At 73.3% G+C, this 26,160-nt stretch carries 20 protein-coding genes and 1 pseudogene; 14 read left to right on the forward strand and 7 right to left on the reverse strand.

Going from position 1 to position 26,160, the window contains the following annotated elements:
• Positions 1–48 precede the first annotated feature (48 nt).
• The 11 genes and pseudogenes from hisI to lgt all read left to right on the forward strand — a co-directional run bounded on the left by hisI (position 49) and on the right by lgt (position 9,349).
• A complete protein-coding gene (gene hisI, locus ACV7NM_RS23490; protein ID WP_136215262.1) occupies positions 49–405 on the forward strand; it encodes a phosphoribosyl-AMP cyclohydrolase in 357 nt (118 codons plus the stop codon).
• A gap of 19 nt (positions 406–424) precedes the next feature.
• A complete protein-coding gene (locus ACV7NM_RS23495) occupies positions 425–1,915 on the forward strand; it encodes an anthranilate synthase component I (protein ID WP_463412123.1) in 1,491 nt (496 codons plus the stop codon).
• Positions 1,916–1,929: 14 nt separating this feature from the next.
• Positions 1,930–2,586 (forward strand): TIGR02234 family membrane protein, encoded by a 657-nt coding sequence (locus ACV7NM_RS23500; protein ID WP_463412124.1) that lies wholly within the window; start codon positions 1,930–1,932, stop codon positions 2,584–2,586.
• A 146-nt stretch (positions 2,587–2,732) separates the two neighbouring features.
• Positions 2,733–2,984, forward strand: coding sequence for an HGxxPAAW family protein (locus ACV7NM_RS23505; protein ID WP_463412125.1), 252 nt, complete (start codon positions 2,733–2,735; stop codon positions 2,982–2,984).
• A gap of 82 nt (positions 2,985–3,066) precedes the next feature.
• Complete coding sequence (locus ACV7NM_RS23510) at positions 3,067–3,546, forward strand: DUF2752 domain-containing protein (RefSeq protein ID WP_463412126.1); 480 nt, start codon at positions 3,067–3,069, stop codon at positions 3,544–3,546.
• A 191-nt stretch (positions 3,547–3,737) separates the two neighbouring features.
• A complete protein-coding gene (gene trpC, locus ACV7NM_RS23515; protein ID WP_463412127.1) occupies positions 3,738–4,547 on the forward strand; it encodes an indole-3-glycerol phosphate synthase TrpC in 810 nt (269 codons plus the stop codon).
• A gap of 8 nt (positions 4,548–4,555) precedes the next feature.
• The gene (trpM, locus tag ACV7NM_RS23520) at positions 4,556–4,765 is read left to right on the forward strand and encodes a tryptophan biosynthesis modulator TrpM (RefSeq protein ID WP_329202657.1); all 210 of its coding nucleotides are present in this window, start codon (positions 4,556–4,558) and stop codon (positions 4,763–4,765) included.
• 197 nt (positions 4,766–4,962) lie between these two features.
• Positions 4,963–6,237 (forward strand): tryptophan synthase subunit beta, encoded by a 1,275-nt coding sequence (gene trpB / locus ACV7NM_RS23525; protein ID WP_463412128.1) that lies wholly within the window; start codon positions 4,963–4,965, stop codon positions 6,235–6,237.
• Positions 6,234–7,052, forward strand: a complete 819-nt coding sequence (gene trpA / locus ACV7NM_RS23530; RefSeq protein ID WP_463412129.1) for a tryptophan synthase subunit alpha — start codon at positions 6,234–6,236, stop codon at positions 7,050–7,052. The genes trpB and trpA overlap by 4 nt, the downstream gene beginning before the upstream one ends.
• A 95-nt stretch (positions 7,053–7,147) precedes the next feature.
• Positions 7,148–7,942, forward strand: a pseudogene (locus tag ACV7NM_RS23535) (DsbA family protein); the annotation flags it as partial.
• A 300-nt stretch (positions 7,943–8,242) separates the two neighbouring features.
• Complete coding sequence (lgt, locus tag ACV7NM_RS23540; RefSeq protein ID WP_463412130.1) at positions 8,243–9,349, forward strand: prolipoprotein diacylglyceryl transferase; 1,107 nt, start codon at positions 8,243–8,245, stop codon at positions 9,347–9,349.
• A 79-nt stretch (positions 9,350–9,428) separates the two neighbouring features.
• On the opposite strand, the gene ACV7NM_RS23545 is transcribed toward lgt, so the two are convergent.
• The 7 genes from ACV7NM_RS23545 to ACV7NM_RS23575 form a co-directional block, all read right to left on the reverse strand.
• Positions 9,429–10,250, reverse strand: coding sequence for an HpcH/HpaI aldolase/citrate lyase family protein (locus ACV7NM_RS23545; RefSeq protein WP_463412131.1), 822 nt, complete (start codon positions 10,248–10,250; stop codon positions 9,429–9,431).
• Positions 10,247–11,509 carry a CaiB/BaiF CoA transferase family protein gene (locus ACV7NM_RS23550; protein ID WP_463412132.1) on the reverse strand — a complete coding sequence of 421 codons (1,263 nt, stop codon included), beginning with the start codon at positions 11,507–11,509 and terminating at the stop codon, positions 10,247–10,249. Before ACV7NM_RS23550 ends, ACV7NM_RS23545 begins: the two co-directional genes overlap by 4 nt.
• Positions 11,506–12,405 carry a ribokinase gene (gene rbsK, locus ACV7NM_RS23555; protein WP_463412133.1) on the reverse strand — a complete coding sequence of 300 codons (900 nt, stop codon included), beginning with the start codon at positions 12,403–12,405 and terminating at the stop codon, positions 11,506–11,508. The genes ACV7NM_RS23550 and rbsK overlap by 4 nt, the downstream gene beginning before the upstream one ends.
• Complete coding sequence (locus ACV7NM_RS23560) at positions 12,402–14,129, reverse strand: ADP-ribosylglycohydrolase family protein (protein ID WP_463412134.1); 1,728 nt, start codon at positions 14,127–14,129, stop codon at positions 12,402–12,404. The genes rbsK and ACV7NM_RS23560 overlap by 4 nt, the downstream gene beginning before the upstream one ends.
• A 301-nt stretch (positions 14,130–14,430) precedes the next feature.
• Positions 14,431–15,585: an ADP-ribosylglycohydrolase family protein gene (locus ACV7NM_RS23565; protein WP_463412135.1), complete on the reverse strand. Its 1,155-nt coding sequence runs from the start codon at positions 15,583–15,585 to the stop codon at positions 14,431–14,433.
• Positions 15,582–16,724 carry an ADP-ribosylglycohydrolase family protein gene (locus ACV7NM_RS23570; RefSeq protein ID WP_463414043.1) on the reverse strand — a complete coding sequence of 381 codons (1,143 nt, stop codon included), beginning with the start codon at positions 16,722–16,724 and terminating at the stop codon, positions 15,582–15,584. Before ACV7NM_RS23570 ends, ACV7NM_RS23565 begins: the two co-directional genes overlap by 4 nt.
• An 827-nt stretch (positions 16,725–17,551) precedes the next feature.
• On the reverse strand, positions 17,552–18,538 hold the full coding sequence (locus ACV7NM_RS23575) for an ADP-ribosylglycohydrolase family protein (protein WP_463412136.1): 987 nt from the start codon (positions 18,536–18,538) through the stop codon (positions 17,552–17,554).
• 303 nt (positions 18,539–18,841) lie between these two features.
• On the opposite strand from ACV7NM_RS23575, the gene ACV7NM_RS23580 reads away from it, so the two are divergent.
• From ACV7NM_RS23580 to ACV7NM_RS23590, 3 genes are all read left to right on the forward strand, one after another.
• On the forward strand, positions 18,842–19,573 hold the full coding sequence (locus ACV7NM_RS23580; protein WP_463412137.1) for a VIT1/CCC1 transporter family protein: 732 nt from the start codon (positions 18,842–18,844) through the stop codon (positions 19,571–19,573).
• Between the two features lie 412 nt (positions 19,574–19,985).
• Positions 19,986–24,554, forward strand: coding sequence for a glutamate synthase large subunit (gltB, locus tag ACV7NM_RS23585; protein ID WP_463414044.1), 4,569 nt, complete (start codon positions 19,986–19,988; stop codon positions 24,552–24,554).
• On the forward strand, positions 24,547–26,007 hold the full coding sequence (locus ACV7NM_RS23590) for a glutamate synthase subunit beta (protein ID WP_463412138.1): 1,461 nt from the start codon (positions 24,547–24,549) through the stop codon (positions 26,005–26,007). Before gltB ends, ACV7NM_RS23590 begins: the two co-directional genes overlap by 8 nt.
• Positions 26,008–26,160: the final 153 nt, after the last annotated feature.

The raw sequence follows: 26,160 nt of genomic DNA on the forward strand, positions 1-26,160 counted from the left end.
GGCGGACAGCCATCGGTGATCCACACTCTCGCCCGGCACAATGGCCCCATGAGTACGACCTCCCTCGATCCCGCCATCGCCGCCCGGCTCAAGCGCTCCGCGGACGGTCTGGTACCGGCCATCGCCCAGCAGTACGACACCGGTGAGGTGCTCATGCTCGGCTGGATGGACGACGAGGCCCTGCACCGCACCCTGACCACCGGACGCTGCACCTACTGGTCCCGCAGCCGCCAGGAGTACTGGGTCAAGGGGGATACTTCCGGCCACTTCCAGCACGTGAAGTCCGTCGCCCTCGACTGCGACGCCGACACCGTGCTCGTCAAGGTCGACCAGGTCGGGGCCGCCTGCCACACGGGTGCCCGGACGTGCTTCGACGCCGATGTCCTCCCGCTGGCCGCCGAATAGCTAGGTAGGGTCCCACGCCATGGATCTTGAGACGTTCCGCAAGCTCGCGGCCGACCGCCGCGTCATCCCCGTCAGCCGCAAACTGCTCGCCGACGGAGACACCCCGGTCGGCCTCTACCGGAAGCTCGCCGCCGAACGCCCCGGCACCTTCCTGCTGGAGTCGGCGGAAAACGGCCGGTCCTGGTCCCGCTACTCCTTCATCGGCGTCCGCTCCGACGCCACGCTGACCGTCCGCGACGGGCAGGCCCACTGGATCGGCTCCGCCCCCGTCGGCGTCCCCACCTCAGGCGACCCCCTGGACGCCCTGCGCGCCACCGTCGAAGCGCTGCACACTCCCCGCGACAACGCGCCGGGGACGCCCCCCTTCACCGGGGGCATGGTCGGCTACCTCGGCTACGACATCGTGCGCCGCCTGGAGCGCATCGGCGAACACGCCGAGGACGACCTGCGGCTGCCCGAGCTGACCATGCTGCTCACCTCCGACCTGGCCGTCATGGACCACTGGGACGGCACGGTCCAGCTCATCGCCAACGCCATCAACCACAACGACCTCGACACCGGCGTGGACGAGGCGTACGCGGACGCCGTCGCCCGGCTCGACGCGATGGAGGCCGACCTCGCGCGGCCCGCGCCCTACGTGCCGACGCCGCTGCCCGTCTCCGAGCTGCCCGAGTTCTCCGCCCTGTGGGGCGGCGAGAAGTACCAGGCAGCCGTCGAGGACGTCAAGGAACGCATTCGGGCGGGGGAGGCCTTCCAGGTAGTGCCCTCGCAGCGGTTCGAGACCCCCTGCGAGGCCTCCGCGCTGGACGTCTACCGGGTCCTGCGGGCCACCAACCCGTCGCCGTACATGTACCTCTTCCGCTTCGAGAACGGCTTCGACGTCGTCGGGTCCAGTCCCGAGGCGCTGGTCAAGGTCGAGGACGGCCGCGCCATGGTCCACCCCATCGCGGGGACCCGCCACCGCGGCGCCACCCCGCAGCAGGACAACGAGCTCGCCGAGGAGCTGCTGGCCGACCCCAAGGAGCGCGCCGAGCACCTGATGCTCGTCGACCTCGGCCGCAACGACCTGGGCCGGGTGTGCGAGCCGGGCTCCGTGGAGGTCGTCGACTTCATGAGCATCGAGCGCTACTCGCACGTCATGCACATCGTCTCCACCGTCACCGGGCGCGTCGCCGAGGGCAAGACCGCCTTCGACGTGCTCACCGCCTGCTTCCCGGCCGGCACCCTCTCCGGGGCGCCCAAGCCCCGCGCCATGCAGATCATCGAGGAGCTCGAGCCCTCCCGGCGCGGTCTGTACGGCGGCTGCGTCGGCTACCTCGACTTCGCCGGCGACTCCGACACGGCCATCGCCATCCGTACCGCGCTGCTGCGCGACGGCACCGCGTACGTGCAGGCCGGCGCCGGCGTGGTCGCGGATTCGGTGCCCGAGCTGGAGGACAACGAGTGCCGCAACAAGGCCGCCGCGGTGCTCCGCGCGGTGGGAGCGGCGAACCGCCTCCACGGCGTCTGAGCCGGTAGGGGATAGTGGGGTGCGTGAGTGCCGTACCCCCGCCCCGAACCGATGCCGCGCCCGAGCCCGAGCCCGAGGCCCCCGACAGCCGCCGCGGCCGCCGCAGCGTGGCCGTCGCCCTGCTGCTCGGCGCGCTCGGCGCCACCGTCGTCCTGCTCGCCTCCGGCCGCGTCTGGGCCCGGGGCAGCGCCGTCGTCGCGGGGGGCTCCCTCCCGCTGAGCGCGGACGGGCAGACCGTCACCGGGCTGCCCGCCGCCCTGGCCATCGTCGGGCTCGCCGCCCTGGTCGCGGTGTTCGCCGTACGCGGCAAGGGCCGACTCCTGGTGTCCGCCCTGCTCGCGCTGAGCGGTCTGGGCGCCGCGCTCGCCGCGGTGACCGCCGCCGGCGACCGCCGGGCACTGGACGAGAAGGCCGCCACCACGACCGCGGACACCGCCGCGCGGGTGGCCGAGCTGACGCACACCCCCTGGCCGTACGTCACCGCCGGCGGAGCGGTCCTGATCCTGCTCGCCGGGCTGCTGGCCCTGCGCTTCGGCAGCGGCTGGCCCGCGATGGGCGGACGCTACGAACGCGACGGCAGCCCCGGGCCGCGCAAGTCGGCGGTGGTGGACCCGGACCGGCCCGAGGATCTGTGGAAGGCTCTGGACCGGGGCGAGGACCCGACCCACTGACAGGGGCGAGGACCCGGCCCACTGACAGGGGCGAGGATCCGACCCACTGACGCCACGCCCCGCCCCGTGCGGGACAATGGTCGTCGAGCGTTCGACACAGACGCGTTTGATTCAGCACTGCGCGACAGAGCAACGAGGAGCAACTCATGGCGGGCACGCACCACGGACACACCCCGGCCGCCTGGACCGGTGTCATCATCGCCTTCATCGGTTTCTGCGTCTCCGGCGCCTTCATGGTGTTGGCGAACCCGCTCGGCTTCTGGGCCGGCCTGGTCGTCGTCGCGCTCGGCGGGGTCGTCGGCCTGGCGATGAAGGCGGCGGGCATGGGCGCCCCCAAGGCCACGCACGAGGACCTCGCGCAGGTCATCGCCGCCAACAAGCTCGCCGCCAAGGTCTGAGCCGGCCGTCGGCCGCCGCGCCGCCGGTCGACGGAAGGCGCGGCTTCGAGAGGCGCGGCCCTGTCGGGCTGCGCCTTTTGTCATGAGCGGAGACAATCACCGCGTGGACGCCCCTCGCACCCCCGGCCTCGCGCACGAACGGCCCAGCGCGCCGCCCCCGGTCCCCCGGGCCCGGAACCTCGCCGCCCCCCTGCTCACGCTGGCCGGGACGGTCGCCGCGTTCACGTACGTGGGCGCCGTCGACCCGAACCAGCCGGGCCACTACCCGGTCTGCCCGCTGCTGCGGCTGACCGGCATCCTGTGCCCCGGCTGCGGCGGACTGCGCAGCGCGCACGCCTTCGCCCACGGCGATCTGACGACCGCTCTCGGGGACAACGCCGTCGCCGTCCTCGGCTACTTCCTCTTCGCCGCCTTCCTGGGCCTGTGGTTGGTCCGGGCCGCGCGCGGCGGACCACCGCCGAGGATCACCCTCAGACCGGTGTACTGGTGGGGTGTGGGAGCCGTCGTGTTGGCCTTCGCCGTCGTGCGCAACCTCCCCTTCGGGTCGGCCCTGGCCCCCTGAGACGGGTGGTGCGTGGGGGGAAGCCGGTATTCCGGAGGAAGCGCATATTCCGACTGTCCAGTCCATGGGACACCGGCACGCTCCGTGCGGAGGCCGTGGCGACCTGCGGATACCATTTGAAGTGCTGACCTTGCAGTGGAACGTGTCTGCAAGGCGGCCGACCGTCATCGACCCGGAAGGGGGCCGCTCGCGTGAGTGTGCTCGACGAGATCATCGAAGGGGTCCGCGAAGACCTTGCCGAACGGCAGGCCCGCGTGAGCCTCGACGAGCTCAAGGAGCGTGCCGCCAAGGCGCCCCAGGCCAAGGACGGTGTCGCCGCGCTTCGTGGCGACAGCGTCAAGGTGATCTGCGAGGTGAAGCGCTCCAGCCCCTCCAAGGGCGCGCTCGCCGCGATCGCCGATCCGGCCGGGCTCGCCGCCGACTACGAGGCGGGCGGTGCGGCGGTCATCTCCGTCCTCACCGAGCAGCGTCGTTTCGGCGGCTCCCTGGCCGACCTGGAAGCCGTCCGCGCCCGCGTGGACATCCCGATCCTGCGCAAGGACTTCATCGTCACGGCGTACCAGCTGTGGGAGGCCCGCGCCTACGGCGCCGACCTCGCACTGCTGATCGTCGCGGCCCTGGAACAGGAAGCCCTCGTCTCCCTCATCGAGCGGGCCCAGACCATCGGGCTGACCCCGCTGGTCGAGGTCCACGACGAGGAGGAGGTCGAGCGCGCCGTCGCCGCCGGCGCCAAGATCATCGGTGTCAACGCGCGCAACCTCAAGGACCTCAAGGTCGACCGCTCCACCTTCGAGCGCGTCGTCGAGGCCATCCCCGCCCACGTCGTCAAGGTCGCCGAGTCCGGAGTCCGCGGACCGCACGACCTGATCGCGTACGCCAACGAGGGCGCCGACGCCGTCCTCGTCGGGGAGTCCCTGGTCACCGGGCGCGACCCGAAGGCGGCCGTGGCCGACCTGGTGGCCGCCGGCGCCCACCCCGCCCTGCGGCACGGGCGGAGCTGACCCCGCCCATGCCCGTCTCCCGCTCCTGCGTCCGCACCCGTCCGGGCCACGGCCCGGCCGGCGTGCCGACGGCGCACGCGCCGCTGGCGCGCGGCTGCCGCCCCCGCGGCTGCCGCGCGCCTGCCCGGCGCGTGCACGGGCGGCGGGTGCGGTACGTGATCGGCTCCGAGCCCGGTCAGGTCAACGGCATGCGATGGCGCCCCTCGCCCGCGCCGTGACGACGGCCGCCCGGCCCCGGTACCCCTGAGGCACCGGCCGGGCCCCCTCGTACGGTCCGCCGCCCCCGAGCCGCCGGCTCCCGGCGCGGGCCGCTCGCTCCGTATCCCCACCACCGCTGCCGGCGGGGTGCGCGGGTCACGGACCGGCGGCGCAATACGGTGAAGTCATCCCGTCGCACCCCGTAGGAGTAGTGGACATGTCCACCCACTCGTTCTTCATCCCGGACCCGCAGGGTCTGGTCCCCAACGCCGAGGGCTACTTCGGCGACTTCGGCGGCAAGTTCATCCCGGAGGCGCTCGTCGCCGCCGTGGACGAGGTCGCCGTCGAATACGAGAAGGCCAAGGGCGACCCGTCCTTCGCCGCCGAGCTCAACGAGCTCATGGTCAACTACACGGGCCGCCCCAGCGCCCTCACCGAGGTGCCCCGCTTCGCCGAGCACGCGGGCGGCGCTCGGATCTTCCTCAAGCGCGAGGACCTCAACCACACCGGCTCGCACAAGATCAACAACGTGCTGGGCCAGGCGCTGCTCACCAAGCGCATGGGCAAGACCCGCGTCATCGCCGAGACCGGCGCGGGCCAGCACGGCGTGGCCACCGCGACCGCCTGCGCCCTCTTCGGCCTCGACTGCACCATCTACATGGGCGAGATCGACACGCGGCGCCAGGCCCTCAACGTCGCCCGCATGCGCATGCTGGGCGCCGAGGTCATCGCCGTGAAGTCCGGCTCCCGCACCCTGAAGGACGCCATCAACGAGGCGTTCCGCGACTGGGTCGCCAACGTGGACCAGACCCACTACCTCTTCGGCACCGTCGCGGGCCCCCACCCCTTCCCGGCCATGGTCCGCGACTTCCACCGCGTCATCGGCGTCGAGGCCCGCCGGCAGATCCTGGAGCGCGCCGGACGCCTGCCCGACGCCGTCGCGGCCTGCGTCGGCGGCGGCTCCAACGCCATCGGCCTCTTCCACGCCTTCATCCCCGACGAGGGCGTCCGCCTGGTCGGCTTCGAACCGGCGGGGCACGGAGTCGAGACCGGCGAGCACGCGGCCACCCTGACCGCCGGCGAGCCCGGCATCCTGCACGGCTCGCGCTCCTACGTCCTGCAGGACGAGGAGGGCCAGATCACCGAGCCCTACTCCATCTCCGCCGGTCTGGACTACCCGGGCATCGGTCCCGAGCACTCCTACCTCAAGGACATCGGTCGAGGCGAGTACCGCGCGGTCACCGACGATGCCGCGATGCAGGCCCTGCGCCTGCTGTCCCGTACGGAGGGCATCATCCCGGCCATCGAGTCCGCGCACGCCCTCGCGGGCGCGCTGGACCTCGGCAGGGAGCTCGGACCGGACGGATTGATCGTGGTCAACCTGTCCGGCCGCGGCGACAAGGACATGGACACCGCCGCCCGCTACTTCGGTCTGTACGACACCGACGGGGAAGTGGCCGAGAACGAGTTCGCCGAGGGGGACGACAAGTGAGCGCCAACGGAAACATCGAACTGCTGAGCGCGACCCTCGCCAAGGCCAAGTCCGAGGACCGCGCGGCCCTCGTCGCCTACCTCCCGGCCGGCTTCCCGACGGTGGACGGCGCCATCGAGGCCGTCAAGGCCGTCGTCGCCGGCGGGGCGGACGTGGTCGAGATCGGCCTGCCGCACAGCGACCCGGTCCTGGACGGCCCCGTCATCCAGACCGCCGACGACATCGCCCTGCGCGGCGGTGTCAAGATCGCCGACGTCATGCGCACCGTGCGCGAGGCGTACGAGGCCACCGGTGTCCCGATCCTGGTCATGACGTACTGGAACCCCATCGACCGCTACGGCGTCGAGCGGTTCACCGCGGAACTCGCGGCGGCGGGCGGCGCGGGCTGCATCCTGCCCGACCTGCCGGTCCAGGAGTCCGCGCTGTGGCGCGAGCACGCGCGCGAGCACGGGCTGGCGACCGTCTTCGTCGTCGCCCCGAGCAGCCGGGACGCGCGCCTGGCCACCATCACCGAGGCCGGCTCCGGCTTCGTCTACGCCGCCTCCCTGATGGGCGTCACGGGCACCCGTGCGTCGGTCGGCGACCAGGCCCAGGAACTGGTGCGCCGCACCCGGGCCACGACCGACCTCCCGGTCTGCGTGGGACTCGGCGTCTCCAACGCCGCCCAGGCGAAGCAGGTCGCCGGCTTCGCCGACGGTGTGATCGTCGGCTCGGCCTTCGTGAAGGTGCTCCTGGACGCACCCGACGCGCAGACCGGGCTGGACGCCGTGCGCGCGCTCGCGGGCGAGCTCGCGGAAGGCGTACGCAGGTCCTGACGCCGGGCGGGTCGGGACAGGGGTTCTGTAGCCCGATCGAGTGGAAGTGGGGGCGGGGAGGCACGCGAGTGCCTCCCCGCTTCGTTTGGCCGAACGTGAGCGAGAAGAACGACGGTGCGAACCGCGATGCGACGAAACGATCAGCCCGAGAGCGACTCCTCGCGGAGCGCGAGCGGCAGAAGAAGAAGGACAAGCGCCGCCGGACCCTCATCGTGTCCGCGGCGGTGGTCGGCGTACTCGGCCTGGCCGCGGTCGTCGGCCTGATCGCGGCGAACACCGGCAAGGGCGACAAGTCCGCCAAGGCGGGCCCGGTGGCCGCCCCGTCCGGGGCCACCGGCAAGGACGCGCTCGCCATCCAGACGGGCAAGCCCGAGGCCAAGTCCACCCTCACCGTGTGGGAGGACTTCCGCTGCCCGGCCTGCAAGGCCTTCGAGGACAACTACCGGGCCACGGTCCACGACCTGGAGGCCAGGGGGCTGCTCAAGGTCGACTACCACCTGGTCACGCTGATCGACGGGAACATGCGCGGCACCGGGTCCCTCAACGCGGGGAACGCGGCCGCCTGCGCCCAGGACGCCGGCAAGTTCCCCGCGTACCACGACGTGCTCTTCCAGAACCAGCCGCAGGAGACCGACGACGCCTACGCCAAGAAGGCCAGGCTGCTGGAGCTGGCGGGCAAGGTGGAGGGGCTGGACACCCCGGTGTTCCGCTCCTGCGTGAACGACGGGACGCACAACAGCTGGGTCGCAAAGTCCCACGAGGCGTTCCAGGCCGCGAAGTTCCGCGGCACCCCGAGCGTGCTGCTGAACGGCAAGGACATCTTCGCCGACCAGGCCAACCCGCTGACCCCGCAGAAGCTGAAGGAGGCGGTGGAGGCCGCCGCCAAGGGCAACGGGGGCGCGGCGACGACGCCGAAGGGGAAGGGCTCCCCCTCACCGACGCCCTCGGCCTCGTCCTCCGGGTCGTCGCTGTCCTCGTCGTCGCTGTCCTCCTCCGGTTCGGGTTCCGCGAAGTCGTCCTCCACGTCCGCCGCGTCCTCGACGTCCGCCACGTCGACTTCCGGGAGCAGGGCCGGCAGCGGCGCGGGCTCGTCCAAGGCGGGCGCCGCGGAGGACTGAGTATCGATTTCACGGCAGGTTGCCGGGCGGGTTGCGGTGGGTACCGCCCGGCAAGGTAGCGTCGGTCCTGCCATGACACTTGCCTATATCCCCAGCCCGTCGACCGGCGTGATCCATCTCGGACCGATCCCGCTGCGCGGCTACGCGTTCTGCATCATCATCGGCGTCTTCGTCGCCGTCTGGCTCGGCAACAAGCGCTGGATCGCACGCGGCGGAAAGCCGGGCACGGTCGCGGACATCGCCGTGTGGGCGGTGCCGTTCGGCCTGGTCGGCGGCCGCCTCTACCACGTGATCACCGACTACCAGCTCTACTTCGGCGAGGGCCGCGACTGGGTCGACGCCTTCAAGATCTGGGAGGGCGGCCTCGGCATCTGGGGTGCGATCGCGCTGGGCGCGGTGGGCGCCTGGATCGGCTGCCGACTGCGCGGCATCCCGCTGCCGGCCTGGGCGGACGCCCTGGCCCCGGGCATCGCGCTGGCCCAGGCCTGCGGTCGCTGGGGCAACTGGTTCAACCAGGAGCTGTACGGGCGGCCCACCGACCTGCCCTGGGCCCTCAAGATCAGCGACGGCCCGAACCGGGTCGCGGGCACCTATCACCCCACCTTCCTCTACGAGTCCCTCTGGTGCGTCGGCGTCGCCCTCCTGGTGATCTGGGCCGACCGCCGCTTCAAGCTCGGACACGGCCGGGCGTTCGCGCTCTACGTGGCGGCGTACTGCGCCGGCCGCGGCTGGATCGAGTACATGCGGGTCGACGAGGCGCACCACATCTTCGGTGTGCGGCTGAACGTCTGGACGGCGATCGTCGTCTTCGTGCTCGCGGTGATCTACCTCGTCCTGTCGCAGAAGCTGCGGCCGGGTCGCGAAGAGGTCGTCGAGCCGGACCGGGGTCCCGCGGCCTCGGACCCCGCGGCCGACGTGAAGGACGGGGAGCCCGCTCCCGCCGTCACCGGTACCGAGGACGGCGTCGCCGTGGCCTCCGACGCGGGGGGCGCCGAGACGGCCGGGGCGAAGGCGGGGGCCGGTGCCGAGGCGAGGACCGGGGCGACGACCGAGGCCGGGACCCGGGCAGGGGGCGGCGCGACCGACGCCTCCGCCGGGCAGGGGCCGCGGGACACCGAGCCCGCCGCGGACCCCGCTCCCGAGACGACTCCCGAAGCTCCCGAGGCCAAGAAGCTCTGATCGGGCCCCGCCGAAGTACGGAAGGGGGCGCCGCGCGACCGCGCGGCGCCCCCTTCGCGTTCCCGGCGGACGGGGCGCCTCAGGAAGGGATCGGGGAATCGCGGCGCGACAGGGCGACCACGCGTTCCGCACCCGCCAGCACCGCCGGGTCGACGAAACGGCCGTCGGGCAGGGCCACCGCGCCCGGGGTGAGCCTGGCGGCGGCCATGACCTGTTCGGCGGCGGCGACCTCTTCGGGGCCCGGGAGGTAGGCCCGTTCGATCACCGGGAGCTGGCGCGGGTGGATCGCGGCCCGGCCCAGGAAGCCCAGCGCACGGCCCCGGGCACAGGAGACGGCGAGCGCCTCCAGGTCCCGGATGTCGGGGAACACCGACTGCGCGGGCGGGGCCAGCCCGGCGGCCCGGGCCGCGACCACCACCCGTGAGCGCGGCCAGTCCAGTCCCGCCTCGGAGCTGATGCCCAGATCGGCCCGGAGATCCGCCTCACCGAGGGACAACCCGCGCAGGCAGGGGTGGGCGCGGGCGATCTCGTACGCCCGCTCCACGCCCAGCGCGGACTCCAGCAGGGCGTACAGGGGCACCCCGCCGGTGCGGTCGGCGACCGCCGTGATCTGCTCGGGCGCGGAGATCTTGGGCAGGCGCAGGCCCGCCAGGCCCGGAAGGCCGGTCAGCGCGGTGAGGTCGGCGCCCGCCCAGGGGGAGTCCAGTGCGTTGACCCGGACGTGGACGGGGACCGGAGGCCGCTCGGTGAGCAGTTCGGCGGTCGCGGCGCGGGCGTACTCCTTGCGGGAGAGCGACACCGCGTCCTCCAGGTCCACGATGACGGCGTCGGCCCCGGAGCGGAGGGCCTTCCAGACCACTTCGGGCCGGTCACCGGGTGCGTACAACCAGCTGAGGATCACAGGGCCCCTTCCTTGCGGAGAGCGGTGATATCGGCCTCGGTGAGACCGAGTTCGGTGAGGACGGCGTCGGTGTCGGCGCCGTGCGGACGGCCCGCCCAGCGGATCGCACCGGGCGTTCCGGACAGCCGGAAGAGGACGTTCTGCATGCGCAGCGGTCCCAGCTCCGGGTCGTCGACCTCGGTGAGGGTGCCGAGTGCCGCGTACTGCGGATCGGCCATCACGTCGCGTACGTCGTTGACGGGCGCCACGGCTGCTTCGGCTTCGTCGAAGGCGGCGATCACCTCGTCGGCCTTGTGTCGGGCGATCCAGCCCCCGACCGCCTCGTCGAGCACGGGCGCGTGGCCGGCCCGGCCGGAGCCGGTCGCGAACCAGGGCTCGGCGATCAGTTCGGGCCGGCCGACCAGGCGCATGACGCGTTCCGCGACGGACTGCGCCGAGGTGGACACCGCCAGCCAGCGGCCGTCCGCGCTGCGGTAGGTGTTGCGGGGCGCGTTGTTCGTCGAGCGGTTGCCGGTGCGGGGCTGGACGTAGCCGAGCTGGTCGTACCAGAGGGGGTGCGGGCCCAGCACGGTGAGGATCGGCTCGATGATCGCCAGGTCCACGACCTGCCCCTGTCCGGTGCGGTCGCGGCCCGCCAGCGCCGTCATCACGGCGTACGCGGTGGTCAGCGCCGCGATCGAGTCCGCGAGCCCGAACGGCGGCAGCGCCGGCGGGCCGTCCGGCTCCCCGGTGATCGCGGCGAAGCCGCTCATGGCCTCCGCGAGGGTGCCGAAACCGGGGCGGCGGGAGTACGGGCCGTGCTGGCCGAACGCCGTCACGCGGGCCAGTACCAGGCGCGGGTTGGCGGCGGACAGCTCCGGCCAGCCGAGCCCCCACCTCTCCAGGGTGCCGGGGCGGAAGTTCTCGATGACCACGTCGGCGGTGGCGGCGAGCCGCAACAGGGTGTCGCGGCCACCCGGCGTGGACAGGTCGAGGGTCATCGTCCGCTTGTTCCGCCCGAGCAGCTTCCACCAGAGGCCGACGCCGTCCTTGGCGGGGCCGTGGCCGCGGGAGGGGTCGGGGCGCACCGGGTGCTCGACCTTGACCACCTCGGCGCCGAAGTCGCCGAGCAGGGTCGCGGCGAGGGGCCCGGCGAAGAGGGTCGCCAGGTCGAGGACGCGCAACCCGGTCAGTGGGGCGGTGGCCCGCGTGGCGACGCCGGTCGTGGCAGCCCCGCCGGTCCCGGATTCCCCACCCGTCCCGGAGTCCCCGCCGCTCATGACCGGGCCGCCGCGAAGGTGTCGGTCTCGGCGCGGGTCGGCATCGAGTCCTGGGCGCCGGGCCGCTGCACGGACAGCGCGGCGGCGGCCGACGCCCAGTGCAGGGCATCGGGCATCGGGCGGCCCTCACCGAGGGCCACGCAGAGCGCTCCGACGAACGTGTCCCCGGCGGCGGTGGTGTCCACCGCCCGGACGCGGGGCGCGGGCACGGCCAGCGGCTCGCGGTCGCGGGCCGCGTACAGGACTCCGGCCGCCCCGAGGGTGACCACCACCTCGGGCACGTCCCGGAGCAGGGCCTCGGCCGCCGCGTGCGGGTCGGTGAGTCCGGTGAGGGCGGCGGCCTCGTGCTCGTTGGGCACCAAAAGGTCGGTGAGGGCGAGCAGTTCGGGCGGCAGCGGCTGGACCGGGGCGGGGGTGAGGACGGTCCGTACGCCGTGGGACCTGGCGGCCCGCGCACCCGCGAGGACGCCCTCCAGGGGCAGTTCGAGCTGGAGGAGCAGGCAGTCGGCGGCGCCGATCCGTGAGTCGTCGCCCGCCTCCAGACCGGTCACCAGGCCGTTGGCACCCGGGATGACGATGATGCTGTTCGCGCCCTCCCCGTCGACGGTGATGTGCGCGGTGCCGCTGGCGCCCTCGACGGTGCGCAGGGCGGCCGTCTCGACCCCGGCCTCCGCGAGCGCGGACCGCAACCGCACGCCGAACCCGTCGGCCCCCACCGCCCCGATCATCACCACCTCGCCACCGCAACGGGCGGCGGCCACCGCCTGGTTGGCGCCCTTGCCGCCCGGGACGCTGCGGAAGGCGGTCCCGGTGACGGTCTCGCCGAGCCGGGGGGCCTTGGGGACGTAGGCGACGAGGTCCATGTTCGTACTGCCGAGCACGGCGATGGCCGTCATGAGCGTGCTGCCTCCTGTGCGGTGAGGTGGGCGAGGGTGTCGAAGCCGATGCCGTCGAAGCCGGCGACGGTGGTGGCGAGGCGGTTCTTCAGGGGCGCCGCCCAACGGTGTGGGACCTCGCCGGCGACGAGGGCGGCGAGGGAACCGGCGGTCGCACCGTTGGAGTCGGTGTCCCAGCCGCCGGACACGGCGCGGCACACGGAGTGGGTGAAGTCGCCGTCGGCGTGGGTGAGGGCGGCGGCGACGAGGGCCGTGTTGGGGACGGCGTGGACCCAGTGATAGTGGCTGTGACGGGCGTGGAGTTCGTCCACGACACGGTCGAAATCGGTGTGCCGCCCGGCGGTGTCGACGGCGTGGCGGACGGCGCCGGCGAGCCGTGAGCGGGGCGGTAGGACGGCCAGTCCGGCGCGCAGCGCGCCGTGGACGTCGGCCCGGCCGCCGGCGGCCTCGGCGATGGCGGCGGCGATGAACAAGGCCGCGTAGACGCCGTTCGCGGTGTGGGTGAGGACGGCGTCGCGGTAGGCCTGCGCCGCGGCGGCGGCCGGGTCGCCGGGGTGGGTCCAGCCGTGGACGTCGGCGCGGATGAGGGCGCCGATCCACTCGCGGAACGGGTTGTGGTGGGTGGCGGTGGCCGGGGGTTCCAGACCGAGCAGGAGGTTTCGGTACGCGACGCGCTCGGCCGTGAAGGTGCGGCCGGCCGGAAGCTCGTCGAGCCAGAGGCGGCCGACGTCCGCGGTGGTGAAGCCCTTGCCGTGGCGCTGGAGGAGGAGCAGGCCGAGGAGGGGGTAGTTGAGGTCGTCGTCCTCGGGGGCGCCGTCGATGTTCTCCGCGAGGGAGGTGGGGGCGGAACGGCGGTTCCACGGGTACGCGGCGAGCAACTCGGCGGGGACGCCGTGGGCGGTGAACCAGTCGTCGAGGGGCCAGTTGCCGGTGGCGCGGGCGAGGGCGCGGATGCCGTCCAGGGGGAGCTTCTCGACGGGCTTGCCGAGCACGCACCCGACGGCCCGCCCGACCCAGGCGGCCTCCAGCCGGGCCACGAACGCGGGGTCGACGGCGGGGCCGACGGCGCGGGTGGGGGCCGCCTCCCCGGGGCCGGCCTGCCGGCCGGGCCGCCCTCCGCCACCCGGCGCCGGACCCGGGTGCGCCCCGGGTCGGGCCCGCTGCCCGTCCCGCTGCGGGCGCGGGGGTTCCGCCGGGCCCGGGCGTCGGCCGCGCCCCCGCCCCCGCGCCTGGTGGGGGCGGGGGCGTCCCTCGGGGTGCGCAACCGGGTGGGTGTGGGGGCGCGGCTTCGGGTGTCGGTCCGGTTCGCGGAGCCGCGGCCCGTCGGTCGGGCCGGTCATGGCCGCCACCGGCTCCGGGGCGCCGGGGGCGGCCCAGGTGGCGGTGATGGCCTGCCAGGACTCCGGTTCGTCGGGGGCCGAGGGGGAAGGGAGCGCGGCGAGTTCGGTGAGGAGGCGGTCCGCCAGGGTGCGCAGTTCGGGGTCGGCGGGAGCGGCGGAGGCGCCGGCCCGGTCCGGGGCCGGGTGCCCGCCCGCCGCGAGCCAGACGCGCAGCAGCGGTTGCGCGTCCCGACCGTCCTGCGCGGCCTGCCGCAGCTCGTGCCCGACCAGATCCTCCGGCTGTACCCAGGTCAGCCGTACGGGCCCGCTGGATGCGCCGTGTCGTGGGCCCGCCGCCGAGGCCGGCCCGGGGGACGGCCCCGGACCGGCCGTACCGGGGCGCACGGGCCCCGTCACCGCGGTCCCGCGATCGCCGTGTCCGCCGTCCGGCGGGGTCGGAGGCGGGGTCGGAGGCGGGGGAGGCGTGCGGGCCCGGGCGTGGTGGGACCGCCATCGCCGGCGCATGCGCGCTGTCCGTTGCTCCGTACCGGCCCGGGCCCGGTGATCGCGGACGCCGCCTCATGGGTGGGGTGCCCGGTCCGGTCGCGGAGTCGGACGTCTGCCGGTCCTACGGGAGCCTGGGGGTCGCCCGGTGGGCGTCGGCCGGTCTGCGGTGTCGTGACCGCCGTCCGGCGGGCGGGCCCCGTCACCGGGGCCCCGCGATCGAGGTGAAGGCCGCTTCGTGGGCGCGGCGTCGGGACCGGTCCCGGGTGAAGACCTCGCGGGCCACCGCGGCCAGCGCCGCCGCCGGGGCGTGCAGGTCGAGGCGGCTCGCCTCCGCGACCTGCTTCGCCCAGGCCTCCGGTACGGCCGCGAGACCGCCCAGGGCCCCGGCCAACGCCCCCGCCATCGTGGCGGTCGAGTCACAGTCCCGCCCGTAGTTCACGGCTCCGAGCACCGCCCCCTCGTACGCCCCGTCCGCGACCAGCAGCATGCCGAGCGCGATCGGGAGCTCCTCGATCGAGTGCAGTCGCGACGGCCGCCGGGCCCCCAGCGACGGCTCGCGGTAGTCGGGGCCGACCGAGTCGTACGGGGCGACCGCCTCCCGTAGCGGGACCAGCGCCGACTCGAAGTCCCGGTACCCGCGCGCCACGTCCCGGACCGCCTCGATGGCCGCCCGGGTGCCGTCCTTCGCCAAGGACACGGCCGTGTCCACCACCGAGCCCGCCGTCGCCCCCGGCACGCACGCCGCGGCCACCGCCGCCGCGAAGACGCCCGCGGCCTCCCGCCCGTACGAGGACTGGTGGGCCCCGGCGACGTCCAGCGCCTCCGCGTACGCGGCCTGCGGATGGCCCGCGTTGACCAGCCCGACCGGCGCCATGTACATCGCAGCCCCGCAGTTGACGATGTTGCCGGCGCCGGCCTCGCGCGGGTCGGCGTGCGCGTAGTGCAGCCGGGTCACGATCCACTTCTCCGCGAGGAAGATCCGCTGGAGGGGCAGTGCCTCGGCTTCGAGTTCCGGGATCCAGCGGGGGTTCGTCATCAGCTCCGGGACCAGGTGCTCGGCGACCGCGTAGGCGTCGAGGTGGTCGCGTACGGCCTCGTAGACCCGTACCAGCGCGTGGGTCATCAGGGTGTCGTCGGTGACGTGCCCGTCGCCCTTGTGGTACGGCGCGATGGGGCGGGCGGTGCGCCAGTCCTCGTACCAGGGGCCGACGATGCCGTGCACGCGGCCGCCGTGCCGCTCGACGATCCGGTCCGGGGACCAGCCCTCCACCGGGCCGCCGAGGGCGTCGCCGACGGCCGCGCCGACCAGGCAGCCGGCCGCCCGGTCGTCGAGCGAGAGCGGGGTGAGCGTCATGTCCGAATCATCCCTTGGGGTGTGGGGGTCGCGCGGGCTTTGGGCGAGGTGAGTTCCGTACGGGCGAGGAGCGCGGCGAGCTCGACCAGGTCGGTTCCGGCGAGGCGGGGGAGGGCGCAGCCGGAGAGGGTGCGGCAGGCCTCGCGCCAGGCGGCGGGAAGGCAGTCGCCGCCGCCGAGGGCGCCGGTGAGGGCCCCGGCGAGGGCGGGCGCGGAGTCCGCGACGCGGGAGAGGCAGGCGGCGGCGGGCACGGCCTCGGCGACGTTGCCGCGGGCGGCGGTGGCCAGGGCGAGCGCCACGGGGACGGTTTCGGCGGCGGCGATCCCGTAGCTGTAGACGTGGTCGACGATCTGGTGTTCCAGGAGCGGGACGAGGGCGAAGGCGCCGCCGCCGTCGTCGGTACGGGCGAGCTTGACGGCGTGGCGGGCGTTGCGGCCGATCTCGGTGGCCTCGGGGAGCTGCCCCAGGGCGGCGTCGACGGCGGCGTCGGTGTCCCCGCCGGCGAGGGCGGTGGCGAGGGCGGCGGCCATGGCACGGGCGCCGTGGACCCCGTCGCCGTCCTGGGTGTAGCGGGCGTCGAACTCGGCGAGGTCCGCCGCCGCGCGGGGGTCGCCGGGGTGGACGACGGCGAGGACGCAGGCGCGGACGCAGGCGGCGTCGTCGAAGTAGTGGGGGTTGTCGTGGCCGGTGGCGGGCGGGCGCAGGCCGGCGGCGAGGTTGCCGAGGCCCGCGCGGACGGAGATGCGGGCGCGCAGGGGAAGGACCGCGGACTCCACCTCGGGGGCGCGTTCGGCGGCGGCGGCGACCTCGCTGGCCAGGGCGTTCCAGGCCAGGTCGATGGCGGCGCGCATCCGGCGGGAGCGGGAGAGGTCGCTGAGCAGGACACCGGCGGCGGTCAGGACGGACTCGGCGGCGAAGGCGGCCCATTCGGCGTCGTCGGAGGGGCCGAGGCGCAGGGGTTCGGGGGGCTGGTTGAGGGCGATGGGGACGGGGAGGGTGGTGGTGGCGTTCTGTTCGGCGAAGGTGTCGAGTTCGCGGGTGAGGCGGCGGGTCCACTCCGGCATCCGGCTGGCCCGGTGCCGGGCGGCGGGCCACCCGGCCGCGTCGCCTGCGGCGAGCCCGAGCAGCAACCCCTCGATCCGCCGGAGCCCGCCCGCGGTGGCGCCCCCGGCCCTTACCCCGGCGGCGCCCCGAGCCTCGGTCCGGGCGCGGGCCGAGACCTCCGCGCCGGTGGCGGTCTGTACGGCCGCCCGGATCTCGGCGCCGTCGGTACGGGTCTGGGTGCCTGCGGGGGGCGGGCCGTCCGTGGGCCCGGTTCCGCCGGGTCGGCTCTCCGTGCCGGTACGGGTCTGGGTGTGCGTCGGGGTCTCGGCGTCGGCCTGGGTCTGCGTGCCGGTGGCGGTCTGGAGGGCCGCCCCGGTCTCCGTGCCGTCGGTACGGGTCTGGGTGCCTGCGGGGGGCTGGCCGTCCGTGGGCCCGGTTCCGGGCGGGCCTGCCGGCCGGGTATCGGAATCGGTGTCGGCCCGGGGGGCCGTCCGGGTGGCGGTACGGGCCTCCGGGCGCGTCGGGTAGGAGGCGGCGGCCGGGGACCGCGACGGGGCGGGGGTCTGCGGGCCCTGCCCGCCGGCTTCCTCCCGGCCACCGCAACCGGGCCCGGTGGGGTACGGGTCGGTCAGCCCACCGAAGGTCGTTCCGCCCAGCCGAACCCAGAGGCCGTCGGACACCTCCTTGGCGCGGTCCACCGGCGCCGGGTCCCCGGGCCCCGTCAGGCCACCCGGTCGGGCGGGGCCGGGGGTGGGGCGGTCGCCGTTCCGGTCCCCGGGTCCGCTCCGGTCGCCCGGGCGTGGCCGGGCGGAGTCCGATACGGCGGCCCCCGGGGCCGCCGGTCGGGCGGGGGTCGTAGGGGCCGGGGGCTCCGGGCGGCCGTCGTCGGCCGGGCCGGGGGCGGGATCGTACGGGGGCGGGGTCATGCGGCGGGCTCGGTTTCCGGGGTGAGCAGGTCCGCGATGTCCAGGACGTGGTAGCCCCGCATGGAGGGCAGGCAGCTGCCCCGGACCGGGCCGATCGCCGAAGCCCACTCCGCCGGGATCTCCCGCACCCCCGACAACGCGCCCGCCAACGCCCCCGCCACCGCCGCCGTGGTGTCCGCGTCGCGCCCCATGTTGACCGCCGTCAGGACGGACTCCACGAAGTCCCCGCGCGCCGCCGCGAACGCCCCGAACGCCAGGCCCACCGCCTCCGGAGCCAGGTCCGTCCACGGGTAGCCGCCGATCACCACCGCCGAGCGCACCGCCCGTTCGCCGCGCGGGGCCGCCGTCACGGCCCGGCGCAGCGAGCGCGCCGTCCAGGAGTCCGAGGGGATCACCGACAGGGCGGCCGAGACCACCGAGGCCGGCGAGCCGCCCGCCATCGCCGCCGCGACGCCGGCCGCCACCGCCTGGCCGCCGTAGATGCCCTCCCCGTCGTGGCTGACCGACCCGTCGATCGCCACCAGCCGCGCGGCCTCCGCCGGCCGCCCCGCCGCGAAGACCCCGAACGGGGCCGCCCGCATGGCCAGCCCGTCCGACCAGGCGTGCCGGTGCTGGGCAGAGATGGGCGCCGCCAAGCCCCGGCGGAGGTTCTCCAGGGTGCCGCGCTCCGAGAAGCCCGCGCCCCGAAACGGCCCCTCGTCGAGGTCGGCGATCCAGTGGTGCCAGGCCCGTTCCACGTGGGCGACCGCGAGCGCCGACCCGTGGCGGGCCAGCAGCAGCCCGGAGAAGATCGCGTACTCCGTGTCGTCGGTGCCCGCCGGATCGTCGGAGACGAAGCCTTCGATCCGCCCCCACTTCGCCCGGATCTGAGACGGCTTCATGTTCTCCGCCGGGGCGCCCAGCGCGTCACCCAACGCCAGTCCCAGAAGCGCGCCCCTGGCCCGTTCGAGGAGGATCTGCGGATCGCATGCAATCAGCTCCATCGCGCGCCTCTCCACTTGATGGGACTCATCATGAGCCCATGGGGGATTTGTGCCACGGGATGAGGTTTGTCGCTCGCCGCGAAACACCCCCCGAACCTCGCCGTCACCCGGTCGCCGACCCGCGAAACCCCAGGTAAGTACGGCCTTCCTTGCTGGCGGCCGAAGGAAATCGTGCGTAGTTTCGAGGTGTTCAGGGGGAGTGGCCGCCTGGCGCGTCGCCTTCGCGTACCCGGCGCGTCGCCTTCGCGTACCCCCGCTCGGACGAAAAGGCTCGGCAAGGCTCGACCAGGGGAGATCCGGCGCATGTCCATCATCGACACCGAAGCACCACTGCACACCGCCCACCGCGACAACCACACCCACCGTGACGTCAACGGCGGATGGCTGCGGCCGGCCGTTTTCGGTGCCATGGACGGACTCGTCTCCAACCTCGCCCTCATGACGGGTGTCGCGGGCGGCGCGGTCGCCACGCAGACCATCGTCATCACCGGCCTGGCCGGTCTGGCCGCCGGTGCTTTCTCGATGGCCGCCGGCGAGTACACCTCGGTCGCCTCGCAGCGCGAGCTCGTCCTCGCGGAACTCGACGTCGAGCGTCAGCAGTTGCGCAAGCACCCGATCGACGAGATGGAGGAGCTGGCCGAGCTGTACGTGTCGCGCGGTGTCGAGCCCGCCCTCGCCCGCGAGGTCGCGATGCAGCTCTCCCGCGACCCGGAGCAGGCGCTGGAGATACACGCCCGCGAGGAGCTGGGGATCGACCCCGACGACCTGCCGTCGCCGATGGTCGCCGCCGTGTCGTCCTTCGGCTCGTTCGCGCTGGGCGCCCTGCTGCCCCTGCTCCCGTACCTGCTCGGCGCGACCGCCCTGTGGCCGGCCGTGCTGGTGGCCCTGGTGGGTCTCTTCGCCTGCGGGGCGGTCGTCGCCCGGGTCACCGCCCGGTCCTGGTGGTTCAGCGGGATACGCCAGCTGGTCCTGGGTGGCGCGGCCGCCGGTGTGACGTACATCCTGGGAACCTGGATCGGCGGCGTCGTAGGCTGACCGACGCACGAGTGGGACACTATGCAGAGCACCGCATAAATTAATCATTACCCCGCGGTTTCGAGCACATCACCGCAGGGCATCACACCAGGGCTCCCCATGGCTGTTCAGCCGCGGGGAGCTTCAGGGCAATGAAGCCCACGCCCCGGGCAATGAAGCCCCGGGCGATGAAGCCCCCCTCCCGGCTCCGGGACCTCTTTTTTCTGCCTGCGTCACGCTCGCGGGGTGTCCGCATGCTGGAACGTGATATCCGCTTCGCGGGATCGCCGTCATCATGTAACCTGCACGAAATTTCGCAGAGGGCCAACGTCGTCCCTCGGCACGCACCTTTGCCACGACGACGACGGGAGAGCCGATGCGTTCCGCATCCACGCACTCCGCGACCGGCCCCAGCACCACTGCCTGGTCGCCCATGGACGGTCGCCCCGCCCCCCAGGGCATGTACGACCCGCGCAACGAGCACGACGCCTGTGGCGTCGGCTTTGTGGCCAACCTCAGCGGCGAGGCCGGCCACGCACTGGTCGAGCAGGCGCTGACCGTACTGCGGAACCTCGAACACCGCGGCGCCACCGGATCCGAGCCGGACTCGGGCGACGGTGCCGGAATCCTCTCCCAGGTCCCCGACGCGTTCCTGCGCGAGGTGGCCGGTTTTGATCTCCCCGAGGCCGGCGCCTACGCCGTCGGCATCGCCTTCCTCCCCGCCGACGGCTCCGCACAGGCCGTCGCCGTGGAGCAGATCGAGGCGATCGCGGCGGAGGAGAACCTGACGGTCCTCGGCTGGCGCGAGGTCCCGGTCACCCCGGACCTGCTCGGCAACGGCGCCCGCGCCACCATGCCGGCCTTCTCCCAGCTGTTCGTCAGTGGGGGCACCTCCCGGGCCGAAGGCTCCGGGGCAGGCGCGAGCGGCATCGAGCTCGACCGCAAGGCCTTCGTGCTGCGCAAGCGCGCCGAGCGCGAGGCCGGGGTCTACTTCCCCTCGCTCTCCGCCCGCACCATCGTCTACAAGGGCATGCTGACCACCGGCCAGCTGGAGCCCTTCTTCCCCGACCTCTCCGACCGCCGCTTCGCGTCGGCGCTCGCCCTGGTCCACTCCCGCTTCTCGACCAACACCTTCCCGTCCTGGCCGCTCGCCCACCCGTACCGCTTCGTCGCGCACAACGGCGAGATCAACACGGTCAAGGGCAACCGGAACTGGATGAAGGCCCGCGAGTCCCAGCTGGCCTCGGACGTCTTCGGCGAGGGCGCGCTGGAGCGCATCTTCCCCATCTGTACGCCCGACGCCTCCGACTCCGCCTCCTTCGACGAGGTCCTGGAGCTGCTCCACCTCGGCGGCCGGTCGCTGCCCCACAGCGTGCTGATGATGATCCCGGAGGCGTGGGAGAACCACACCTCCATGGACCCGGCCCTGCGCGCCTTCTACCAGTACCACTCCACGATGATGGAGCCCTGGGACGGCCCGGCCTGCGTCACCTTCACCGACGGCACCCAGGTCGGCGCGGTCCTCGACCGCAACGGTCTGCGCCCCGGCCGCTACTGGGTCACCGACGAGGGCCTGGTCGTACTGTCCTCCGAGGTCGGCGTCCTCGACATCGACCCGGCGAAGGTCGTCCGCAAGGGCCGCCTCCAGCCCGGCAAGATGTTCCTCGTCGACACCGCCCAGCACCGCATCGTCGAGGACGACGAGATCAAGGCCGAGCTGGCCGCCGCCGCCCCGTACGCGGAGTGGCTGGAGACCGGCGAGATCGAGCTGACGGACCTGCCCGAGCGCGAGCACATCGTGCACACCCACGCCTCGGTCACCCGCCGCCAGCAGACCTTCGGCTACACCGAGGAAGAGCTGCGCGTCATCCTCGCGCCGATGGCCGGTACCGGCGGCGAGCCGCTCGGGTCCATGGGCACGGACTCCCCGATCGCGGCCCTGTCCGAGCGCCCCCGGCTGCTCTTCGACTACTTCACCCAGCTGTTCGCGCAGGTCACCAACCCGCCGCTGGACGCCATCCGCGAGGAGCTCGTCACCTCGCTGCTGTCCTCGCTGGGCCCGCAGGGCAACCTGCTGGAGCCGACCTCCGCGTCCTGCCGCAGCGTGACCCTGCCCTTCCCCGTCATCGACAACGACGAGCTGGCCAAGCTCATCCACGTCAACGCCGACGGCGACATGCCGGGCATGAAGGCCGCGACCCTCTCGGGCCTCTACCGGGTCTCCGGTGGCGGCGAGGCGCTCGCCGCCCGGATCGAGGAGATCCGCGCGGAGGCCGACGCCGCCATCGAGAACGGCGCCCGACTGATCGTCCTGTCGGACCGCCACTCGGACGCCGAGCACGCGCCGATCCCGTCGCTGCTGCTCACCTCCGCCGTGCACCACCACCTCATCGCCACCAAGCAGCGCACCCAGGTGGGCCTGCTCGTCGAGGCCGGTGACGTCCGCGAGGTCCACCACGTCGCGCTCCTGATCGGCTACGGCGCCGCCGCGGTCAACCCCTACCTCGCCATGGAGTCCGTCGAGGACCTGCTGCGCGCGGGCACCTTCCTGTCCGGCCTGGAGCCGGAGCAGGCCATCAAGAACCTGATCTACGCGCTCGGCAAGGGCGTCCTGAAGGTCATGTCGAAGATGGGCATCTCCACCGTCGCCTCCTACCGCGGAGCCCAGGTCTTCGAGGCCGTCGGCCTGAACGAGGAGTTCGTCGGTACGTACTTCAGCGGCACCGCCACCAAGATCGGCGGCGCCGGCCTGGACGTCATCGCCAAGGAGGTGGCCGCGCGCCACGCCAAGGCGTACCCGGCCACCGGCATCGCGGCCACGCACCGCGCGCTGGAGATCGGCGGCGAGTACCAGTGGCGCCGCGAGGGCGAGCCGCACCTGTTCGACCCGGAGACGGTCTTCCGCCTCCAGCACGCCACCCGCAACCGCCGCTACGACATCTTCAAGCAGTACACGGAGCGGGTGAACGAGCAGTCCGAGCGGCTGATGACGCTGCGCGGCCTCTTCGGCTTCAAGTCCGACCGGCCCTCGATCCCCGTCGAGGAGGTCGAGTCGGTCGCGGACATCGTCAAGCGCTTCTCCACCGGCGCGATGTCGTACGGCTCCATCTCCAAGGAGGCGCACGAGACGCTCGCCGTCGCCATGAACCAGTTGGGCGCCAAGTCCAACACGGGTGAGGGCGGCGAGGACCCGGACCGCCTGTACGACCCGGCGCGCCGCTCCTCCATCAAGCAGGTCGCCTCCGGCCGCTTCGGTGTCACCAGCGAGTACCTGGTCAACGCGGACGACATCCAGATCAAGATGGCGCAGGGCGCCAAGCCCGGCGAGGGCGGCCAGCTGCCCGGTCACAAGGTGTACCCGTGGGTCGCCAAGACCCGGCACTCCACCCCGGGTGTCGGTCTGATCTCCCCGCCCCCGCACCACGACATCTACTCCATCGAGGACCTGGCTCAGCTGATCCACGACCTCAAGAACGCCAACCCGGCCGCCCGCATCCACGTGAAGCTGGTGTCCGAGGTCGGTGTCGGCACCGTGGCCGCCGGTGTCTCCAAGGCCCACGCGGACGTCGTCCTCATCTCCGGCCACGACGGCGGAACGGGCGCCTCCCCGCTCACCTCGCTCAAGCACGCGGGCGGCCCCTGGGAGCTCGGCCTCGCCGAGACCCAGCAGACCCTGCTGCTCAACGGGCTGCGCGACCGCATCGTGGTCCAGACGGACGGCCAGCTGAAGACCGGCCGGGACGTGATCATCGCCGCGCTGCTCGGCGCCGAGGAGTTCGGTTTCGCGACCGCCCCCCTCGTCGTCTCCGGCTGCGTCATGATGCGCGTCTGCCACCTGGACACCTGCCCGGTCGGCATCGCCACGCAGAACCCGGTCCTGCGCGACCGCTTCTCCGGCAAGCCCGAATTCGTCGTCAACTTCTTCGAGTTCATCGCGGAGGAGGTCCGCGAGCTCCTCGCCGAGCTGGGCTTCCGCTCGATCGAGGAGGCCGTCGGCCACGCCGAGCTGCTCGACACCAGCCAGGCCGTCACGCACTGGAAGGCGCAGGGCCTCGACCTGGAGCCGCTCTTCCATGTGCCCGAGCTGCCCGAGGGCGCGGTCCGCCACGCCCTGATCGAGCAGGACCACGGGCTGGAGAAGGCCCTCGACAACGAGCTGATCGAGATCGCCGCCGAGGCCCTGGGCGCCGAGAGCGCCGAGCAGGCCCAGCCGGTCCGGGCCCAGGTCGCGATCCGGAACATCAACCGGACCGTCGGCACCATGCTCGGCCACGAGGTCACCAAGAAGTTCGGTGGCGCGGGCCTGCCCGACAACACCATCGACTTGACCTTCACCGGTTCCGCGGGCCAGTCCTTCGGCGCCTTCCTGCCCAAGGGCGTCACCCTGCGCCTGGAGGGCGACGCCAACGACTACGTCGGCAAGGGCCTGTCGGGCGGCCGGGTCGTGGTCCGCCCCGACCGCGGCGCCGACCACCTCGCCGAGTACTCCACCATCGCCGGCAACACCATCGGCTACGGGGCCACCGGCGGCGAGATGTTCCTGCGCGGCCGCACCGGCGAACGCTTCTGCGTCCGCAACTCCGGCGCCCTGGTCGTCTCGGAGGGCGTGGGCGATCACGGCTGCGAGTACATGACCGGCGGTACCGCCGTCGTCCTCGGCGAGACGGGCCGCAACTTCGCGGCCGGCATGTCGGGCGGCGTCGCCTACGTCGTCGACCTCGACCCGCGCAACGTCAACGTCGGCAACACCGGGGCCGTCGAGGCCCTCTCGGACGCCGACAAGCAGTGGCTGCACGATGTGGTGCGCCGCCACGAGGAGGAGACCGGCTCGACCGTGGCCGCGAAGCTCCTGGCTGACTGGTCCGTGTCCGCGGACCGCTTCAGCAAGATCATCCCGACCACGTACAAGGCAGTGCTCGCCGCCAAGGACGCCGCTGAGCGGGCCGGACTCTCCGAGTCCGAGACCACTGAGAAGATGATGGAGGCGGCGACCAATGGCTGACCCGAAGGGCTTCCTCACCACCCCGCGCGAGACCGCCTGTACCCGTCCCGTCGCCGAACGCGTCCAGGACTGGAACGAGGTCTACGTCCCCGGCTCCCTGCTGCCGATCATCAGCAAGCAGGCCGGCCGCTGCATGGACTGCGGCATCCCGTTCTGTCACAACGGCTGCCCGCTCGGGAACCTGATCCCCGAGTGGAACGACTTCGCCTACCGCGAGGACTGGACGGCCGCCTCCGAGCGCCTGCACGCCACGAACAACTTCCCGGAGTTCACGGGCCGGCTCTGCCCGGCACCCTGTGAGTCGGCGTGCGTGCTCGGCATCAACCAGCCGGCCGTCACCATCAAGAACGTCGAAGTCTCGATCATCGACAAGGCGTGGGACAACGGCGACGTCACCCCGCAGCCCCCGGAGCGCCTCTCCGGCAAGACCGTCGCCGTCATCGGCTCGGGCCCGGCCGGACTCGCCGCCGCCCAGCAGCTGACGCGGGCCGGTCACACCGTGGCGGTGTACGAGCGCGCGGACCGCATCGGCGGCCTGCTGCGCTACGGCATCCCCGAGTTCAAGATGGAGAAGGTGCACATCAACCGCCGCATCGAGCAGATGCGCGCGGAGGGCACCAAGTTCCGCACGGGCGTGGAGATCGGCCGCGACATCGACGCCGCGAAGCTGCGCAAGCGCTACGACGCGGTCGTCATCGCGGCGGGCGCCACCGTCTCCCGCGACCTGCCGGTCCCGGGGCGCGAGCTCAAGGGCGTCCACTTCGCGATGGAGTACCTCCCGCTCGCCAACAAGGTGCAGGAGGGCGACTTCGTGGCGCCCCCTGTCACCGCCGAGGGCAAGCACGTGGTCGTCATCGGCGGCGGCGACACGGGCGCGGACTGCGTGGGCACCGCCCACCGCCAGGGCGCCCTGTCGGTCACCCAGCTGGAGATCATGCCGAAGCCGTCCGAGGACCGCCCCGCCGGGCAGCCTTGGCCGACGTTCCCCATGCTGTACAAGGTCACCTCGGCCCACGAGGAGGGCGGCGAGCGGATCTACTCCGTCTCCACGACCCACTTCGAGGGCGACGAGGACGGCAACGTCCAAGCGCTGCACCTCATCGAGGTGGAGTTCGTGGACGGCAAGCTGGTCCAGAAGGCGGGAACCGAGCGCGTCCTCCCGGCGCAACTGGTCACCCTCGCGATGGGCTTCACGGGCACCGACCAGGCCAACGGCCTGGTGGACCAGTTCGGCCTGGAACTGGACGCCCGGGGCAACGTCGCCCGGGACGCCTCGTACGCGACCAACGTGGACGGTGTCTTCGTCGCCGGTGACGCGGGCCGCGGCCAGTCGCTGATCGTCTGGGCCATCGCGGAGGGCCGCTCGGCCGCCCGCGGCGTGGACCGCTTCCTGACCGGCGCCAGCGCCCTCCCGTACCCGGTCAAGCCGACGGACCGGTCGCTGACCGTGTAACCCGCCCACGAGGACCCACTCCTCGTGGGGGAGGACCCCTCATACGGTCCGTACAACGGTGTGCGGCACTCGACACAGCGCCCGCCATGGCTCCTTTGGGATGCCGTGCTCGCGCCGTTCGGCCGTGGGCGGCCTTTCGGGCTTCGCCCGGCT

The organism is Streptomyces sp. Tek67B01, from assembly GCF_055231995.1.

Coding starts and splice junctions, on each gene's coding strand:
- ACV7NM_RS23510 (WP_463412126.1), top strand. CDS start 3,067: ATGAGCGGAGACAATCACCGCGTGGACGCCCCTCGCACCCCCGGCCTC.
- rbsK (WP_463412133.1), bottom strand. CDS start 12,405: ATGACGGCCATCGCCGTGCTCGGCAGTACGAACATGGACCTCGTCGCC.
- lgt (WP_463412130.1), top strand. CDS start 8,243: ATGACACTTGCCTATATCCCCAGCCCGTCGACCGGCGTGATCCATCTC.
- ACV7NM_RS23580 (WP_463412137.1), top strand. CDS start 18,842: ATGTCCATCATCGACACCGAAGCACCACTGCACACCGCCCACCGCGAC.
- ACV7NM_RS23575 (WP_463412136.1), bottom strand. CDS start 18,538: ATGGAGCTGATTGCATGCGATCCGCAGATCCTCCTCGAACGGGCCAGG.
- ACV7NM_RS23550 (WP_463412132.1), bottom strand. CDS start 11,509: ATGAGCGGCGGGGACTCCGGGACGGGTGGGGAATCCGGGACCGGCGGG.
- gltB (WP_463414044.1), top strand. CDS start 19,986: ATGGACGGTCGCCCCGCCCCCCAGGGCATGTACGACCCGCGCAACGAG.
- hisI (WP_136215262.1), top strand. CDS start 49: ATGAGTACGACCTCCCTCGATCCCGCCATCGCCGCCCGGCTCAAGCGC.
- ACV7NM_RS23495 (WP_463412123.1), top strand. CDS start 425: ATGGATCTTGAGACGTTCCGCAAGCTCGCGGCCGACCGCCGCGTCATC.
- ACV7NM_RS23590 (WP_463412138.1), top strand. CDS start 24,547: ATGGCTGACCCGAAGGGCTTCCTCACCACCCCGCGCGAGACCGCCTGT.
- trpB (WP_463412128.1), top strand. CDS start 4,963: ATGTCCACCCACTCGTTCTTCATCCCGGACCCGCAGGGTCTGGTCCCC.
- ACV7NM_RS23565 (WP_463412135.1), bottom strand. CDS start 15,585: ATGACGCTCACCCCGCTCTCGCTCGACGACCGGGCGGCCGGCTGCCTG.
- ACV7NM_RS23505 (WP_463412125.1), top strand. CDS start 2,733: ATGGCGGGCACGCACCACGGACACACCCCGGCCGCCTGGACCGGTGTC.
- trpM (WP_329202657.1), top strand. CDS start 4,556: ATGCCCGTCTCCCGCTCCTGCGTCCGCACCCGTCCGGGCCACGGCCCG.